The organism is Actinomadura keratinilytica, from assembly GCF_039539665.1.
GTDB lineage: Bacteria > Actinomycetota > Actinomycetes > Streptosporangiales > Streptosporangiaceae > Spirillospora > Spirillospora keratinilytica.
Genome location: NZ_BAABDO010000070.1, coordinates 1 through 16,414, shown reverse-complemented (window position 1 = coordinate 16,414; position 16,414 = coordinate 1). Strand labels below are relative to the sequence as shown.

11 protein-coding genes and 1 pseudogene are annotated in these 16,414 nt (G+C 74.7%); all 12 read left to right on the top strand.

From position 1 onward, the window contains the following. Position 1: 1 nt before the first annotated feature. Positions 2 to 3,874, top strand: a complete 3,873-nt coding sequence (locus ABD879_RS20845; protein ID WP_345023181.1) for a tetratricopeptide repeat protein — start codon at positions 2 to 4, stop codon at positions 3,872 to 3,874. Positions 3,875 to 3,993: 119 nt separating this feature from the next. Beyond that, positions 3,994 to 4,698: a Crp/Fnr family transcriptional regulator gene (locus tag ABD879_RS20840; protein ID WP_345023180.1), complete on the top strand. Its 705-nt coding sequence runs from the start codon at positions 3,994 to 3,996 to the stop codon at positions 4,696 to 4,698. Positions 4,699 to 4,773: 75 nt separating this feature from the next. Then, positions 4,774 to 5,589 carry an MBL fold metallo-hydrolase gene (locus ABD879_RS20835; protein WP_345023179.1) on the top strand — a complete coding sequence of 272 codons (816 nt, stop codon included), beginning with the start codon at positions 4,774 to 4,776 and terminating at the stop codon, positions 5,587 to 5,589. Then, positions 5,573 to 6,160, top strand: coding sequence for a TetR/AcrR family transcriptional regulator (locus ABD879_RS20830; protein WP_345023178.1), 588 nt, complete (start codon positions 5,573 to 5,575; stop codon positions 6,158 to 6,160). The genes ABD879_RS20835 and ABD879_RS20830 overlap by 17 nt, the downstream gene beginning before the upstream one ends. Positions 6,161 to 6,206: 46 nt before the next feature. After that, positions 6,207 to 6,506 (top strand): GNAT family N-acetyltransferase, encoded by a 300-nt coding sequence (locus tag ABD879_RS20825; protein ID WP_345023177.1) that lies wholly within the window; start codon positions 6,207 to 6,209, stop codon positions 6,504 to 6,506. 321 nt (positions 6,507 to 6,827) lie between these two features. Further along, entirely contained in the window at positions 6,828 to 9,665 is a 2,838-nt protein-coding gene (gene uvrA, locus ABD879_RS20820) for an excinuclease ABC subunit UvrA (RefSeq protein WP_345023176.1), read from the top strand. Between the two features lie 149 nt (positions 9,666 to 9,814). Next, on the top strand, positions 9,815 to 10,270 hold the full coding sequence (locus ABD879_RS20815; protein WP_345023175.1) for a Rieske (2Fe-2S) protein: 456 nt from the start codon (positions 9,815 to 9,817) through the stop codon (positions 10,268 to 10,270). A gap of 111 nt (positions 10,271 to 10,381) precedes the next feature. Further along, complete coding sequence (gene uvrC, locus ABD879_RS20810) at positions 10,382 to 12,538, top strand: excinuclease ABC subunit UvrC (protein ID WP_345023174.1); 2,157 nt, start codon at positions 10,382 to 10,384, stop codon at positions 12,536 to 12,538. Then, entirely contained in the window at positions 12,535 to 13,413 is an 879-nt protein-coding gene (rapZ, locus tag ABD879_RS20805) for an RNase adapter RapZ (RefSeq protein WP_345023173.1), read from the top strand. Before uvrC ends, rapZ begins: the two co-directional genes overlap by 4 nt. A 22-nt stretch (positions 13,414 to 13,435) precedes the next feature. Beyond that, positions 13,436 to 14,569, top strand: a complete 1,134-nt coding sequence (locus ABD879_RS20800) for a gluconeogenesis factor YvcK family protein (RefSeq protein WP_345023172.1) — start codon at positions 13,436 to 13,438, stop codon at positions 14,567 to 14,569. 60 nt (positions 14,570 to 14,629) lie between these two features. Continuing rightward, positions 14,630 to 15,610, top strand: a complete 981-nt coding sequence (whiA, locus tag ABD879_RS20795; protein ID WP_344944792.1) for a DNA-binding protein WhiA — start codon at positions 14,630 to 14,632, stop codon at positions 15,608 to 15,610. Between the two features lie 97 nt (positions 15,611 to 15,707). Continuing rightward, positions 15,708 to 16,414, top strand: a pseudogene (locus ABD879_RS20790) (hypothetical protein); the annotation flags it as partial.

Genomic DNA, 16,414 nt, shown 5'->3' with positions numbered 1-16,414 from the left:
GTTGATCGACCACGACGTACGGCCCGGGAGCTTCTGGGAGCTGCTGGCGGCGACCGACCGGCAGGCGCTGCGGGCGATGGGGCGCCGCACCGACATCCCGCCCGGCGGCATGCTGTGCCACCAGGGGGTGGCGGCCGCGGGCGTGTACGTGGTGTTCAAGGCCGGCGCGCGCACGTCCGGCAACGTCGTCGCCAAGGAGTTCGTCGACTCCAGCGAAGGCGACGAGTCCATCATCGACCTGTTCGGGTCGGGCGACCTGGTGGGCGCGCTGGCGCCGTGGGGGCATCCGCAGCGCGGGTCGGTGGCGGCGCTCGACCACGTCACGGCGCTGCGCGTGGACCGGGGCAAGTTCGCCGGGCTGCTGGCCGCCAACCCGCGCGTGACCGAGGCGATGATGCACGCGGTCGCGCAGAGCGTCACGTTCGGCGGCCGGCGGCACGCGGTGCGCGCGGCCGAGCACCCGCAGCGCCTGGCCTACCACCTGCTGGAACTGGCGCACCGGTTCGGCGAGCGCACCGCCCGCGGCATCGAGGTGCCGACCCGGCTCAGCCAGGCGGACCTGGCGAACTGGGCGGGCATCTCCCGCGAGACCCTGGTGCGCTGGTTCCGGCGGTGGCGCGCCAAGGGCATCCTGGACCGCCGCAGCCGCCCCCTGATCATCCTGGACGCCGAGGCGCTGCGCCGGGCGGCCGGCCCGTGGGGCGACGACTGGTCCGCCCTGCTGCCGGCCGTCGCCGCCGGGACCCTGCCCGCGGGAGGCGGCGCCGTCCCGGCGGCGCCCGCCTCGGCCAGCGCCGCGTCCGGCGCCGTCATCGCCGCGCCCACACCGGTGCCGCTGGAGCCGTCCGGGCAGGCGGCGCCGCGCCTGCCGGCCGACAACCCGTACTTCACCGGGCGCGCGGTCAGCCTCGGCAAGCTCGACATGCTGCTGGCGCAGGCCGAGACGCCGCGCGCCGTCGTCATCCAGGGCATGGCGGGCGTCGGCAAGACGACGCTGGCGCTGCACTGGGCGCACCGGGTCGCCGACCGCTTCCCCGACGGCGTCGTCTTCACCGACCTGCGCGGCACCGGCCGCGCCCCGGTCACCGCGGCCGAGGCGATGGGGCAGGTGCTGCGCGGCCTCGGCGTCCCCGGCGACCAGCTGTCGCGCGGCGAGGCCGAGCTGGCCGCGCAGTGCCGCTCGCTGCTGGCCGGACGGCGCGCCCTGCTGGTGCTGGACGACGCCGCCGGCGCCGAGCAGATCCGCCCGCTGCTGGCCGCCATGGGCGCGGGCCTGGCGGTGGTGACGACGCGGCGGCGGCTTTCCGTGCCGCTGGAGGGCGCCGACATCCGCACGCTGGAGCTGCGGGAGATGACGCCGGACGAGGCGGTCGACCTGTTCGCCGCGGTGCTCGGCCCCGGCGACCGCCGGGTGCGCGACGACCGCGGCGCCGCCCTGCGGCTCGCCCGCGAGTGCGGCTTCCTGCCGCTGGCCCTCGGCATCATGGCGGGCCGGCTGGCCGACAACCCCGGCGAGTCCGTCGACGAGACGCTGCGGCAGCTCGCCGACCCCGACGGCGCCGCCTCCGGGGGCTACGCCGGCGCGGGCTACGGCGGCGGCCTGCGCGAGCCCGGCCCGCACGGCGCCGGCGGCCCGCACGTCCTGCACGGCGTGCTCAGCCCCACCTTCGAGGTCGCCTACCGGGGGCTGCGCCGCGACCAGCGCGCCGCGTTCCGCAGACTCGGCCTGCCGGCCGGCCCCGACTTCACGCCGCGCGTGCTGGCCGCGCTGCTCGACCGCCCGGAGGACGAGGCGCGCGAATGCCTGGAAGGGCTGCGGCAGGCGTACCTGGTGCACGACGTCGCCCCCGGCCGGTACCGCATGCACGACCTGCTGCGCGACTTCGCCCGCGAACGCGGCCTCATCGAGGACGCCGACAACGACCGCCTGGCCGCGCAGCGCCGCATGCTGGCCCGCTACCTGGCCGACGCGCGGCGGGCCGGGGCCGCGCTGGGGCGGCGCCGCCGCCCCGCCCTGCACACCGCCGACGACGCCGCCGACACCCCCAGGGACGGCCGGGCGTCCGCACGGGCTCAGAGCCTGGCGTGGTTCGAGGCGGAACGGCGCAACCTGGTGGCGGCCGTCAAGCAGGCCGCCCGGCTCGGCCTGCACCGCACCTGCTGGGAGCTGGCCGACGCGCTGTTCGACTTCCAGCACTTCCGCCGCTACACCGACGACAACATCGCCGTGCAGCAGGCGGGCCTGCACGCCGCCCGCACCGAGGAGGACTGGACGGCCGCCGCCGTCATGCTGCACAACCTGGCCGTCGCGCACGCCGTCGTCGGCCGGTCCGTCCAGGCCATCGGATACGGCGAGGACGCCCGCCGCGGCTTCCGGTCGCTGGACCCGCCCAACCGGTTCGGCGAGGCGGCGGCGCTGGCGAACCTGGCCGACGTGCACACCACCCTGGGCCGCTACCCGACGGCCATCGCCCACGCGCGGCGCTCCCTGAACATCCACCGCGAGCTCGGCGACGGCGGCGGCATCGCCGACGCGCAGGAGATCCTGGCCCGCGCCCACCTGGGCCTGGCCGCCTACGACGCCGCCCTGGAGCACGCGGGCGGGGCACTGCGCATCCGCCGCCGGATCGGCGACATGCCCGGCGTGGCCGAGGCACTGCTCACCCTCGCGCAGGTGCACCGGCGCAAGGGCGCCGTGCACGCCGCCGTGTCCCGCGCCCTGGAGGCCCTGTACATCCGCCAGGAGCAGGCCGACCGGTTCGGCGCCGCGCAGGCGCTCACCGAGCTGGCCCGCATGTACAACGCGCTGGGCCTGCGCGACCTGGCATTGCAGGACGCCCAGGAGGCGCTGAGCACCTACCGCGCCCTGGGCGCCCGGCACGGCGAGGCCCGCGCGCTGGCCACCCTCGGCATGCTGATGTGCGACGCGGCCCGCTTCGCCGAGGCGTTCAGCTACTGCGGGGAGGCGCTGCGGCTGCACCGCGAGGTCGGCGACCGGCACGGCGAGGCCGAGACCCTCGCCCAGATCGGCAGCGTGTGCTGGCGCCTGGGCCGCTACCCCGAGGCGCGCGAGCAGCTGCTGCGCGCCCTGGAGATCCGCCGCGAGATCGGCGACCTGCACGGCGAGGCGCACGACCTGGAGCACCTGTCGGTGGTGCAGCGCCGCATGGAACGCCACCAGGAGGCGTTCGTCCTCGGCCTGGAGGCCCTGGACCTGTGGCACCGGCTGGGCGCGCGGGGCGGGCTGGCCACCACGCTCGGCAGCCTCGCCCGCACCTACCTGCGGCTGGGCCTGCACGAGGAGGCCGAGCACGCCGCCCGGCAGGCGCTGGAGATCCGCCGCGAGATCGACGACTCCTACGGCATGGGCGTCGGCCTGGACACCTACGCCATGGTGCTGCTGCGCAGCGGCCGCCCGAAGGAGGCCCTCGACACCGAGCTGGAGGCGCTGCGCGTCCTCGGCGAGGTCGGCGACCGGCACAGCGAGGGCACCGCGCTGGTGCACCTGGCGTCCATCCACCTGAGCCTGGACCGGGCCGAGGAGGCGCTGGAGGCGGGCCGGCGCGCGCTCGACACCGCCACCGAGCTCGGCGACACCCGCGGGCAGGCCTACTCCCTGCACACCATGGGACGCGCCTGCCAGCGCCTCGGCCGGCACGCCCGCGCCGTCGGGCACTTCGACGCCGAGCTCGCCATCCGCCGCGAGATGGGCGACCTGCGCGGCCAGCGCGCCGCGCTGGACCGGCGGCGCGCGTCGCACCTGGCGCTCGGCGACCACGCCGCCGCAGCGGACTGCGCGCGCCGCGTCCAGGCCATCGACCAGTGGCTGCGGTCGGCCCGGGCCGCCGACGAGGACCCGGCCCGGGCCGAATGATCTTCGGTTCGTTGCGGGTCCTGTGCCGTTCTACGCGGTCCGCCGGCGCACCGCCGCGTTTCACTGGGATCGGGGGTACCTGTGCGGCTTCCGCCTGCCGGGAGCGGAGAGGAGGCGAATTGACGACCACCACCCCGCGCATCACCACGTTCTGGGACGCCCTCCCCGAACGCGCGCGCACGGCGCTGCGCGAGGCCGCCACCACGGCCCTGATCAAACCGGGCACCTTCCTGATGCGCGAGCACACCCGCGGCGCCCAGGTGTACGTCCTGCTCCAGGGCGCGGTGAAGGTGTGGGTGGACCACGCCGGGGAGATCGCCATCCTGGACGTGCTCGGCCCCGGCGACCTGGTCGGCGAGGTGGAGGCCGCGGACGGCGGCGTCCGGCACGCCAACGTGGAGGCCCTCACCCCCGTGGAGGCGCTGGTGGTGCCCGCGGCGCGGTTCCGGGCCGTCCTGGACGCCCACCCGGGCGCCGCGTGGGCGGTGGCCGCGGTGCTGGCCGAGCGGCTGCGCGACGCCAACGAGCTGCGCATCGCGCACTTCCCCGACGACGCCGAACGCCGCCTGGCCAGCCGCCTGCTGCGGCTCACGGCGCGCTTCGGCCGCCCCGGCCCGGGCGGCGGCTACGAGATCACCGTGCCCGTCCACCAGCAGGACCTCGGCCGCTGGGCGGGCATGGGCCGCCGCCGGGTCGCCCAGATCCTGGCGGGCGAACGGGTGCGCGGCGGCCTCGGCATGGCCCGCAACATGATCACCGTGCGGTCGCTGGACGCGCTGCGCCGCCTGTCCGGCGACCCCGACCTCGGCCCCGGCGGCGGCTGACCCGCCCCCCCGGAGGAGACGGCCCAGGTCGGCGCCGGCCGGATGGGGTCGCTCCGATGGGGAACAATGACGATCATGAAGTACCCGATCTGTGCGACGTGCGGCGTCCAGTACGGGGAGCCGCGTGAGGACTGCCCGATCTGCCTGGACGAGCGGCAGTACGTCGGGTGGGACGGTCAGCGCTGGACGACCCTGGAGGAGCTGCGCGCCGCCGGACACCGCGGCCGGATCGAGGAGGAGGGCGAGGGCATCATCGGGGTGGGCGCCGAGCCGCCCACCTCCATCGGGCAGCGCGCCCTGCTGGTGCGGACGCCGTCCGGCAACGTGCTGTGGGACATGATCACCCTCATCGACGACGACCTGGTCCGCCAGGTGCGCGAGCTGGGCGGCGTCTCGGCGATCGCGATCAGCCACCCGCACTACTACGGCTCGATGATCGAGTGGGCGCACGCCTTCGACGCCCCCGTCTACATCCACGAGGCCGACCGCCAGTGGGTCGCGCGCCCCGACGACGCGGTGCGCTTCTGGTCGGGCGACACCCTGGAGATCGGCGACGGGCTCACCCTCATCAACGCGGGCGTGCACTTCGCCGGCGGCCAGGTGCTGCACTGGCGCGACGGCGAGGACGGGGAGGGCGCCCTGCTCTCCGGCGACATCCTGCAGGTCGTGCAGGACCGCCGCTGGGTCAGCTTCATGTGGTCCTACCCCAACTTCATCCCCGAGCGGCCCCGGACGATCCGCCGGGCGCTGCGCCTGCTGGAGCCCTACAACTTCCGGCGGGTGTACGGCGCCTGGTGGCGGCGCATCGTCTACGCCGACGGCAAGGCGGCCGTCCAGCGCTCCTACGACCGCTACCTGGACTTCGCCCTGGACGATGGCCGGCCGGCCTGACGACGCCGCCGAGGCGGGGCACAGGATGCGCGCCGACGCGCGACGCAACCGGGCGCGCATCCTGGCCGCCGCCGAGGAGGTGTTCGCCGAGAAGGGCGAAGGCGCCTCCACCGAGGAGGTGGCGTCCCGCGCCGGGGTGGCGATCGGCACGGTGTTCCGGCACTTCCCGACCAAGCGCGACCTGCTCGCGGCGATCATGAAGGAGCTGCGGGCCCGGCTGGTCGGCGAGGCCGCCGCCCTGGCGGCGCGCGCCGACCCCGCCACCGCCTTCTTCGACTACTTCGCGTTCCTGGTGGAACGGGCGGCCCGGGTGCGCACCGTGCTCGGCCTGCTGGCCGCCGAGGGGATGGGCGTCGAACCGGGCGACCAGATCCGCGCCCTGCAACAGGCGGTCGGCGAACTGCTGGCGGCCGCCCAGCGCGCCGGGGCCGTGCGCCCGGACGTCGGGATCGACGAGGTCATGGCGATCCTCACCGCCGCCTGCCAGGGGGCGCTGCACGGGGCGTGGGACGACGACCTGCGGCGCCGCACCCTGGCCGTCGTCTTCGACGGCCTGCGCCCCCGCCCCTGAGAACAACCGGCCCCCGCGCGGCGCCGCGGCGGCCACGATGGGGCCCATGCAAGCAGAACCATCCGCGCGGCCGCCCCTGCGGGGCCTGGCCGGCAGGGCCGCCGCGCTGCTCACCGACGCGGCGTTCGCCCTGCCCGGGATCGACCGCACCGAGATCCACTGTGACGCGGGGAACACGGCGAGCGCGGCCGTCGCGCGCGCACTCGGCTACCGGCTCGACCGCCTCCAGGACCACGGCCGCGGCCTTCCCGCCGAGACCGGCCGCGACATGGTCTGGGTCATGCCGCGGGACGCCTACGAGGGCGGCGAGGCGCGGCGCCGCGCCCGCGCCCTGCGCGTCGGCTGAACCGAGCCCCCGAACCGGCCCGCCGAATCGAGCCCGCCGAATCGAGCCCGCCGAACCGGGTCCGGTGCCGGGCGTCGCGGCGCGGGCGGGTTCCGGTAGCGAGAGATCTTCGAACACGTGTACGGTTCGATGGTGTCGCCCGGCCCCCGCGGGAGCGGGCGCCGACCACAATCGGAAGCGGGCCGGGACCGGCACGAAATGCGGCGGCTCGACGTCGCGTTATGCCCCCGGGGGAGTGTCGTGCCGCGTGGCCGTGCCCCCTGGTTGCCCGAGGCCATCGTGTCTCCCCAACGCGCCCAGACAAGGAACCGGAAGAACGCCGTGCATGACCGACTCATCGTGCGTGGAGCGCGCGAGCACAACCTGAAGGACGTCTCGCTGGACCTGCCCCGGGACGCCATGATCGTGTTCACCGGGCTGTCGGGATCGGGCAAGTCGTCCCTGGCGTTCGACACGATCTTCGCCGAGGGGCAGCGCCGGTACGTGGAGTCGCTGTCGGCCTACGCGCGCCAGTTCCTCGGCCAGATGGACAAGCCCGACGTCGACTTCATCGAGGGCCTGTCCCCGGCGGTGTCCATCGACCAGAAGTCCACCAGCAAGAACCCGCGCTCCACGGTCGGCACGATCACCGAGGTCTACGACTACCTGCGGCTGCTGTACGCGCGCATCGGCCACCCGCACTGCCCGGTGTGCCGCCGCCCGATCAGCCGCCAGGCCCCCCAGCAGATCGTCGACCGGGTGCTGGAGCTGCCGGAGGGCTCCCGCTTCCAGGTGCTCGCCCCGGTCATCCGCGGCCGCAAGGGCGAGTACGCCGAGCTGTTCCGCGAGCTGCAGTCCAAGGGCTACTCCCGGGCGATGGTGGACGGGCAGGCGGTCCGGCTGGACGACCCGCCCAAGCTCAAGAAGCAGGAGAAGCACGACATCGCCGTGATCGTCGACCGGCTGACGGTCAAGCAGTCGGCGCGCCAGCGGCTGGCCGACTCGGTGGAGACCGCGCTCGCCCTGGCCGGCGGCACGATCGTGCTGGACTTCGTCGACCTGCCCGAGGACGACGAGGGCCGCACCCGGATGTACTCCGAGCACCTGTACTGCCCGTACGACGACCTGTCGTTCGACGAGCTGGAGCCCCGCTCGTTCTCGTTCAACTCCCCCTACGGCGCCTGCCCCGACTGCACCGGCCTGGGCACCCGCATGGAGGTCGATCCCGAGCTGGTCGTGCCCGACCCGTCCCTCACCCTGGGCGAGGGCGCCATCCAGCCGTGGTCCAACGGGCACGTCAGCGACTACTTCCTGCGGCTGCTGTCGGCCCTGGGCGACGCCATGGGCTTCGACCTCAACACCCCGTGGGAGAAGCTCCCGGCCAAGGCGCGCAAGGCGATCCTGAACGGCCACTCCACGCAGGTGCACGTCCGCTACAAGAACCGCTACGGGCGCACCCGCTCCTACTACACCGCCTACGAGGGCGTCATCCCCTACATCCAGCGGCGGCACTCGGAGGCCGAGAGCGACTCCACCCGCGAGCGCTTCGAGGGCTACATGCGCGAGATCCCGTGCCCGTCGTGCGAGGGCGCGCGGCTCAAGCCGTACGTGCTGGCGGTCACCATGGGCGGCAAGTCGATCGCCGAGGTCGCGGCCATGCCGATCGGCGAGTGCGCCAAGTTCCTGCTGTCGCTGGAGCTGAGCGAGCGCGAGAAGCACATCGCCGAGCGCGTGCTGAAGGAGATCAACGCGCGGCTGGGCTTCCTGCTGGACGTCGGCCTGGACTACCTCAGCCTGGACCGCGCCTCGGCCACCCTGGCCGGCGGCGAGGCGCAGCGCATCCGGCTGGCCACCCAGATCGGGTCCGGCCTGGTGGGCGTGCTGTACGTGCTGGACGAGCCGTCCATCGGCCTGCACCAGCGCGACAACCACCGGCTGCTGGAGACCCTGCTGCGGCTGCGCGACATGGGCAACACGCTGATCGTCGTCGAGCACGACGAGGACACCATCCGGGCGGCCGACTGGGTGGTCGACATCGGCCCGCGGGCCGGCGAGCACGGCGGCCGCATCGTGGTGTCCGGCACCGTCGACGAGCTGCTGGCCAGCGAGGAGTCCCTGACCGGCGCCTACCTGTCGGGCCGCCGCCAGATCCCCGTGCCGAAGGTGCGCCGGCCCCGGCAGAAGGGCCGCGAGATCGTCGTCAAGGGCGCCCGGCAGAACAACCTGCGCAATGTGGACGTGGCGTTCCCGCTCGGGCTGTTCACCGCCGTCACCGGGGTGTCCGGGTCCGGCAAGTCCACGCTGGTCAACGACATCCTCTACAACGCGCTGGCCAAGCAGCTGCACGGCGCCAAGACCGTGCCCGGCCGGCACCGCCGGGTCACCGGCGTCGAGCAGCTCGACAAGGTGGTGCACGTCGACCAGTCGCCGATCGGCCGCACGCCGCGCTCCAACCCGGCCACCTACACCGGCGTGTTCGACCACATCCGCAAGCTGTTCGCGCAGACCACCGAGGCCAAGGTGCGCGGCTACCAGCCCGGCCGGTTCTCCTTCAACGTCAAGGGCGGCCGCTGCGAGAACTGCTCCGGCGACGGCACCATCAAGATCGAGATGAACTTCCTGCCGGACGTCTACGTGCCCTGCGAGGTGTGCCACGGCGCCCGCTACAACCGGGAGACCCTGGAGGTCCACTACAAGGGCAAGACGATCGCCGAGGTCCTCGACATGCCGATCGAGGAGGCCACCGAGTTCTTCGAGCCGGTCTCGGCGATCCACCGGCACCTGAAGACTTTGAACGACGTGGGCCTGGGCTACGTGCGGCTCGGGCAGCCCGCGCCCACCCTGTCGGGCGGCGAGGCGCAGCGCGTCAAGCTCGCCGCCGAGCTGCAGCGCCGCTCCACCGGCCGCACCATCTACGTGCTGGACGAGCCCACCACCGGCCTGCACTTCGAGGACATCCGGCGGCTGCTCGGAGTGCTGAACGGCCTGGTCGACAAGGGCAACACGGTGATCGTCATCGAGCACAACCTGGACGTCATCAAGACGGCCGACTGGATCATCGACATGGGCCCCGAGGGCGGCTCGCGCGGCGGTACCGTCGTCGCCGCGGGCACGCCCGAGGACGTGGCGAAGGTCGAGGCCAGCCACACCGGCACGTTCCTGGCCAAGCTCCTCGACTGACCGGGGCGCGAGCGCGGCGCCCCGGCCGACCCCGGTTCCGCCGTCCCGCAGGCCGTGCCCGAGGATCGGAGTGAACCATCGGGGGAGCGCGCACGTGCTCTCTGGTGACAAGTGGCAACGGACTGTATCGACATATGAGAGGACACGGCATGGCACAGGAGCCCGCACCGCGGACCGGACACGGCGAGCGGGCGGCCGAAGAAGGCAGCTCCCGCCGCGGGGTCCTGTTCGGCGTCGGCCTGGCGGGGGCCGCGGGCGTGCTCGCGGCGTGCGGCGGGTCCGGCGACTCGGACGGCGGCGCCTCCGGGACGGCGGGCGGCGGTGCACTGGCCCAGGCGAGCGAGATCCCGGTCGGCGGCGGCAAGGTGTTCAAGGCCCAGAAGGTCGTGGTGACCCAGCCGCAGCAGGGGCAGTTCAAGGCGTTCGACGTCACCTGCCCGCACCGCGGCTGCCCGGTCGACGCGGTGTCCGGCGGCACCATCAACTGCCCCTGCCACGGCAGCAAGTTCGACATCAACGACGGCTCGGTCGTCAGCGGCCCGTCCGACAAGGGCCTGACCGCCAAGCAGATCAACGTCCAGGGCGGGCAGATCACCCTGGCCTAGGAGAACGCGGCGGGGCGGGCGGTTCCGGCGGCCGGCGCCGCCGGTGCGGCCGCCCGCCCCGGATCCGCGGCGGGCGCCCGGCCGTCGGCGGGGGCTACTAGGCTTTCTGCCGTGGCAGATCCGGCGACCTACCGACCCGCACCGGGCTCCATCCCCGAGTCCCCGGGGGTGTACCGGTTCCGCGACGAGCACGGCCGGGTCGTGTACGTGGGCAAGGCGAAGAACCTGCGGTCCCGGCTGAACTCCTACTTCGCGGACTTCGCCGGCCTGCACCCGCGCACCCAGACGATGCTGCAGACCGCGGCGCGCGTCGACTGGACGGTGGTGCGGACCGAGGTCGAGGCGCTGCAGCTGGAGTACTCCTGGATCAAGGAGTTCGACCCGCGCTTCAACGTCCGCTACCGCGACGACAAGTCCTACCCCTATCTGGCCGTCACCCTGGACGAGGAGTTCCCGCGGGTGATGGTGATGCGCGGCGCCAAGCGCAAGGGGGTGCGCTACTTCGGGCCGTACTCCCACGCCTGGGCGATCCGCGAGACGGTCGACCAGCTGCTGCGGGTGTTCCCGGTGCGCACGTGCCGCCCCGGCGTCTTCAAGCGGCAGCGCCAGCTCGACCGGCCCTGCCTGCTCGGCTACATCGACAAGTGCTCGGCGCCGTGCGTCGGCCGCGTCACCGCCGACGAGCACCGGCGGCTGGCCGAGGACTTCTGCGACTTCATGGCGGGCGACACCGCGCGGTTCACCAAGCGGCTGGATGCCGAGATGCGCGCGGCCGCCGCCGAGCAGGAGTACGAGCGGGCCGCCCGGCTGCGCGACGACATCCGCGCCCTGGAGCGGGCGCTGGAGAAGCAGGCCGTGGTCCTCGGCGACCGCACCGACTGCGACATGATCGCCTTCGCCGAGGACGAGCTGGAGGCCGCCGTCCAGGTGTTCTACGTGCGCGGCGGCCGCATCCGCGGCCAGCGCGGCTGGGTGGTCGACAAGGTCGAGGCGGTCACCACCGCCGACCTGGTCGAGCACTTCCTCACCCAGATCTACGGCGAGAGCGAGGCGGTGCCGCGCGAGGTCTGCGTGCCCGCGCTGCCCCCGGACGCCGACGCCATGACCGAGCTGCTGGCCGAGCGGCGCGGCGGGCCGGTGCGGCTGCGCGTCCCCCGGCGCGGCGACAAGAAGGCCCTGCTCGACACCGTCGAACGCAACGCCGTGGAGGCGCTCAAGCAGCACAAGACCCGCCGGGCCGCCGACCTGACCACCCGCAGCCGGGCGCTGCGCGAGCTGCAGGAGGCCCTGGAGCTGGCCGAGGCGCCGCTGCGCATCGAGTGCTACGACGTGTCCAACCTGCAGGGCACCAACGTGGTCGCGTCCATGGTGGTGTTCGAGGACGGGCTGGCCCGCAAGAGCGAGTACCGCCGGTTCAGCATCAAGGCCGTCGAGGGCCAGGACGACGTGCGCTCCATCCACGAGGTGATCACCCGCCGGTTCCGGCGGTACCTGGCCGAGCGCGAGAAGACCGGCGAGCTCGACACCCTCGGCGACACCCGTCCGGACGACGCCGAGGACGCGGCGGGCGCGCGGGGCGCGCACCAGCCGATCGACCCCGAGACCGGAAAGCCCCGCAAGTTCGCCTACCCGCCCAATCTGGTCGTGGTGGACGGCGGCCCGCCCCAGGTGGCGGCGGCGCAGCGGGCCCTGGACGAGCTGGGCGTCGACGACGTGGCGGTGTGCGGCATCGCCAAGCGGCTGGAGGAGATCTGGCTGCCCGGCGAACCCGACCCGGTGATCCTGCCGCGCAACAGCGAGGGCATGTTCCTCGTCCAGCGGGTCCGCGACGAGGCGCACCGGTTCGCGATCAACTACCACCGGCAGCGGCGGTCCAAGGCGATGACGGCCAGCGAGCTGGACGGGGTGCCCGGCCTCGGCCCGGTCCGCCGGGCGGCGCTGCTCAAGCACTTCGGCTCGGTGAAGCGGCTGAAGGAGGCCACGCCCGAGCAGGTCGCCGAGGTCCCCGGCATCGGCCTGCGCAGTGCCGAGGCCATCCTCGCCGCCCTGCACGGCACCGCCTCCGCGCCCCGCCCGGCCGGGCCCTCCGGCGCGTCCGACGCGTCGGCGACCGGGGCGGGCGAGCCGCAGGGCGCGGACGGCGCGGGGGAAGAACTGCGTACGCCGTCGAGCCAGGGGGGAGCAGCGGTGAGCGGCGGGCGCACGGGGGCGGCCGGCGCGGGTACGGACACGGGCATGCGCGGCGAGCACAGGGGGAGGCCGACATGAGCACCGACAAACACGTCCCGGACATCGTGATCATCACCGGCATGTCCGGGGCGGGCCGCAGCACGGCCGCCAAGGCGCTGGAGGACCTGGACTGGTTCGTGGTCGACAACCTGCCGCCGGCGCTGCTGGCGACCATGGCCGACCTGGGCGGCCGGGTGAAGGACGCGGTGCCCCGCATCGCCATGGTGGTCGACGTGCGCAGCCGCGCCTTCACCGAGGACCTGCACTCGGCCATCGCCGAGCTGGAGGCGCGCGGGGTGCACCCCCGCGTGGTGTTCCTGGAGGCCGGCGACGCCGACCTGGTCCGCCGGTTCGAGAGCGTGCGGCGCCCGCACCCGCTGCAGGACGACGGCCGCCTGGTCGACGGCATCGCCCGCGAGCGCGAGCTGGTCCGCGAGGTGCGCGCCGAGGCCGACCTGGTGATCGACACCAGCGGGCTCAACGTGCACGAGCTGCGCACCAAGATCGTCAGCTTCTTCGGCCCCGACACCGGCGAGTCCAGCCTGCGCGCGACCGTGGTGTCGTTCGGCTACAAGTACGGCCTGCCCGTGGACGCCGACCTCGTCGTCGACTGCCGCTTCCTGCCCAACCCGCACTGGGTGCCCGAGCTGCGGCCCAAGACCGGCCGCGACGCGGCGGTGCGCGACTACGTGCTGGGCCGGCGCGGCGCCAAGGAGTTCCTGGACGCCTACACCGAGGTCCTGCGGCTGCTGGCCGAGGGCTACGAACGGGAGGGCAAGCACTACGTGACGCTGGCCGTGGGTTGCACCGGAGGCAAGCACCGCAGCGTGGCCATGGCCGAGCAGCTGGCCGCGCGGCTGCGCGACGACGGCATCGACGTGCAGGTCGCCCACCGTGACCTGGGCCGTGAGTGACGGGCGGGCCGGGAGCGCGACGGTGAATCCCCCAGGACCCCGGGTCGTCGCGCTCGGCGGCGGCCACGGGCTGTACGCCTCCCTGTCGGCGCTGCGGCGCGTCACCCGGCGGCTGTGCGCGGTCGTCACCGTCGCCGACGACGGCGGGTCGAGCGGGCGGCTGCGCCGCGAGCTGGGCGTGCTGCCGCCCGGCGACCTGCGCATGGCGCTGGCGGCGCTGTGCGGCGACGACGACTGGGGCCGGACGTGGCGCGACGTCGTCCAGCACCGGTTCCGCAGCGAGGGCGCGCTGCACGAGCACGCCGTCGGCAACCTGCTGATCGTCGCCCTGTGGGAGCTGCTCGGCGCCCAGGCCCTCACCAACGGCGGCGCGAAGAGCGGCGCGAACGGCGACCGCGCGGACGGCGCCCCGTCCGACGGGGCGCTGACGCGGGCCGCCGTGCCCGCCGCCGGAGGCGCCGTCGTGGCGCGGACGTTCGAACCCGCCCCCGTGCCCGGCCCCGGCGAGGGCGGCGCCGCGCGCCGCGAGGACCCGACCGTCGCCGGGCTGGACTGGGTGGGGCGGCTGCTGGGCGCCCACGGCCGGGTGCTGCCGATGGCGTCGGTCCCGCTGGACATCGTCGCGCAGGTGCGCGGCGCCGACCCCGACGCGCCCGACGCCGTCACCGAGGTCAAGGGGCAGGTGGCGTGCGCCAAGACCCCCGGCAAGGTGCTCAGCGTGTCGCTGGTGCCGCCCGACCCGCCCGCGTGCCCGGACGCGGTGCGCGCCGTGGAGGAGGCCGACTGGGTCGTGTTCGGCCCCGGCTCGTGGTTCACCAGCGTGCTGCCGCACCTGAAGGTTCCCGAGCTGGCGCGCGCCCTGACCGAGACCAAGGCCCGGCGGATCGTCGCCCTCAACCTGGCCCCGCAGCCCGGCGAGACCGACGACTTCTCGCCGCAGACCCACCTGGAGGTGCTGCAGGACCACGCGCCCGACCTGCGCGTGGACGTGGTCGTCGCCGACCGCGGCGTGGTGGACGACCCGGCCGCCCTGGACAGGGCCGTCAAGGACCTGGGCGGGCGGCTGCTGCTGGCCGACGTCGCCGCCGACGACGGGTCGCCGCGTCACGATCCCGCCCGGCTGGCCCAAGCCTTCGTGAAGATTTTCCGTGAGTGAGGCCCGGCCGGGCCGACATCGGCCACACTGCTGGGAGTTCACAAGGGGGAGGGTTCATCTATGGCGATGACCGGTGTGGTGAAGGACGAGCTGAGCAGGCTGTCGATCATGAAGCCGTGCTGCCGCAAGGCGGAGGTGTCGACGCTGCTGCGCTTCGCCGGCGGCCTGCACCTGGTCAGCGGGCGGATCGTGATCGAGGCCGAGATCGACACCGGCGCGGCGGCGCGGCGGCTGCGCAAGGACATCGCCGAGGTCTTCGGGCACACCTCCGACGTGGTGGTGCTCGCGCCGAGCGGGCTGCGCAAGGGCAACCGGTACGTGGTCCGGGTGTTCCGCGACGGCGAGTCGCTGGCCCGCCAGACCGGGCTGATCGACAACAACGGGCGCCCGGTGCGCGGCCTGCCCCGGCACGTGGTCGCGGGCGCGGCCTGCGACGCCGAGTCGGCCTGGCGGGGGGCGTTCCTGGCGCACGGCTCGCTGACCGAGCCCGGCCGGTCGATGTCGCTGGAGGTGACCTGCCCCGGGCCGGAGGCCGCGCTCGCCCTGGTCGGCGCCGCCCGCCGGCTGAAGATCCACGCCAAGGCCCGCGAGGTGCGCGGGGTGGACCGGGTGGTGGTGCGCGACGGCGACGCGATCAGCGCGCTGCTCACCCGGCTCGGCGCGCACGACAGCGTGCTGGCCTGGGAGGAGCGGCGGATGCGCCGCGAGGTGCGGGCCACCGCCAACCGGCTGGCCAACTTCGACGACGCCAACCTGCGCCGCTCGGCGCGCGCCGCGGTCGCCGCCGGCGCCCGGGTGGCGCGGGCGCTGGAGATCCTCGGCGACGACGCGCCCGAGCACCTGGTGAACGCGGGCAAGCTGCGGCTGGAGCACAAGCAGGCGTCGCTGGAGGAGCTCGGCCAGCTCGCCGACCCGCCGCTGACCAAGGACGCCATCGCCGGGCGGATCCGCCGGCTGCTGGCGATGGCCGACAAGCGCGCCCAGGACCTGGGCATCCCCGGCACCGAGGCCAACCTCACCGCCGAGATGCTCGCCCCCTGACCGGACCCGGCCACCGGGCGGTGCCGCCGGACGCGCGTCGGCGGCCCGTCCACCGGTGTTCACGGGCCGTTCGCCGGGCGGTGGTTGGGTGCCGCGCATGCGTGCGTACCTGGCCGTCGCCGTACGGCGTCCCGGAGACCGGATCGACCCGGCCGTCCTCACCGCCGCCCGCCGCTCGATCGCCGAGGCGGTGCCCGTCCCGCCGGACCGCTGGCGCACCGCCGAGTGGCTGTCGCCGGACGGCGGCGCCGCACTGCTGGCCTGGTCGAACGAACCGCCCGAGGCGCCCTTCCCCGACCCGATCCTCACCTCCGGGGAGCGGGCCCTCGGCTACTGCGGCTACCTGGGCGGCAAGGGCGAGGCGGACCTGCTGCTGGCCGCCGACCGGCTCGACGACCGCGTGGACGACCTCGGCGGCTGCTTCTCGGTGTTCCGGCTCGGCCCGGACGGACTGCAGGCCGCCACGTCCCTCACCCGGGCGTGCCCCGTCTACCACGCCGAGGCCGGCGGGCTGCGGTTCGCCGCCTCGCGGGCGCTGCTGGCGCACCTGGCGGCCCGCTCCGCGGCGACCGGGCTGAGCCGCCCGGCGCCCGTCTACGCCGTCATGGGCCTGCAGGCGCTGGTGCGGCACGGGTTCTTCGCCTCCGACGAGACGCCGTTCGAGGGGGTGGCGGCGCTGCCGAACGCGGCCACGCTGGTCGCGCCGTTCGACGGCCCGCTCGACGTGGTGCCGCGCCCGCTGCCCGCGCAGGGGCCGATGCCGCGCGGCCGCCGCGCGGCCCGCGAGCGCGTCCGGCCGCTGGC

What these genes read in the sequence shown, in the direction of transcription:
- ABD879_RS20835 (WP_345023179.1), top strand. Translation starts at nt 4,774, where the DNA reads ATGAAGTACCCGATCTGTGCGACGTGCGGCGTCCAGTACGGGGAGCCG.
- ABD879_RS20830 (WP_345023178.1), top strand. Translation starts at nt 5,573, where the DNA reads ATGGCCGGCCGGCCTGACGACGCCGCCGAGGCGGGGCACAGGATGCGC.
- ABD879_RS20825 (WP_345023177.1), top strand. Translation starts at nt 6,207, where the DNA reads ATGCAAGCAGAACCATCCGCGCGGCCGCCCCTGCGGGGCCTGGCCGGC.
- ABD879_RS20815 (WP_345023175.1), top strand. Translation starts at nt 9,815, where the DNA reads ATGGCACAGGAGCCCGCACCGCGGACCGGACACGGCGAGCGGGCGGCC.
- rapZ (WP_345023173.1), top strand. Translation starts at nt 12,535, where the DNA reads ATGAGCACCGACAAACACGTCCCGGACATCGTGATCATCACCGGCATG.
- whiA (WP_344944792.1), top strand. Translation starts at nt 14,630, where the DNA reads ATGGCGATGACCGGTGTGGTGAAGGACGAGCTGAGCAGGCTGTCGATC.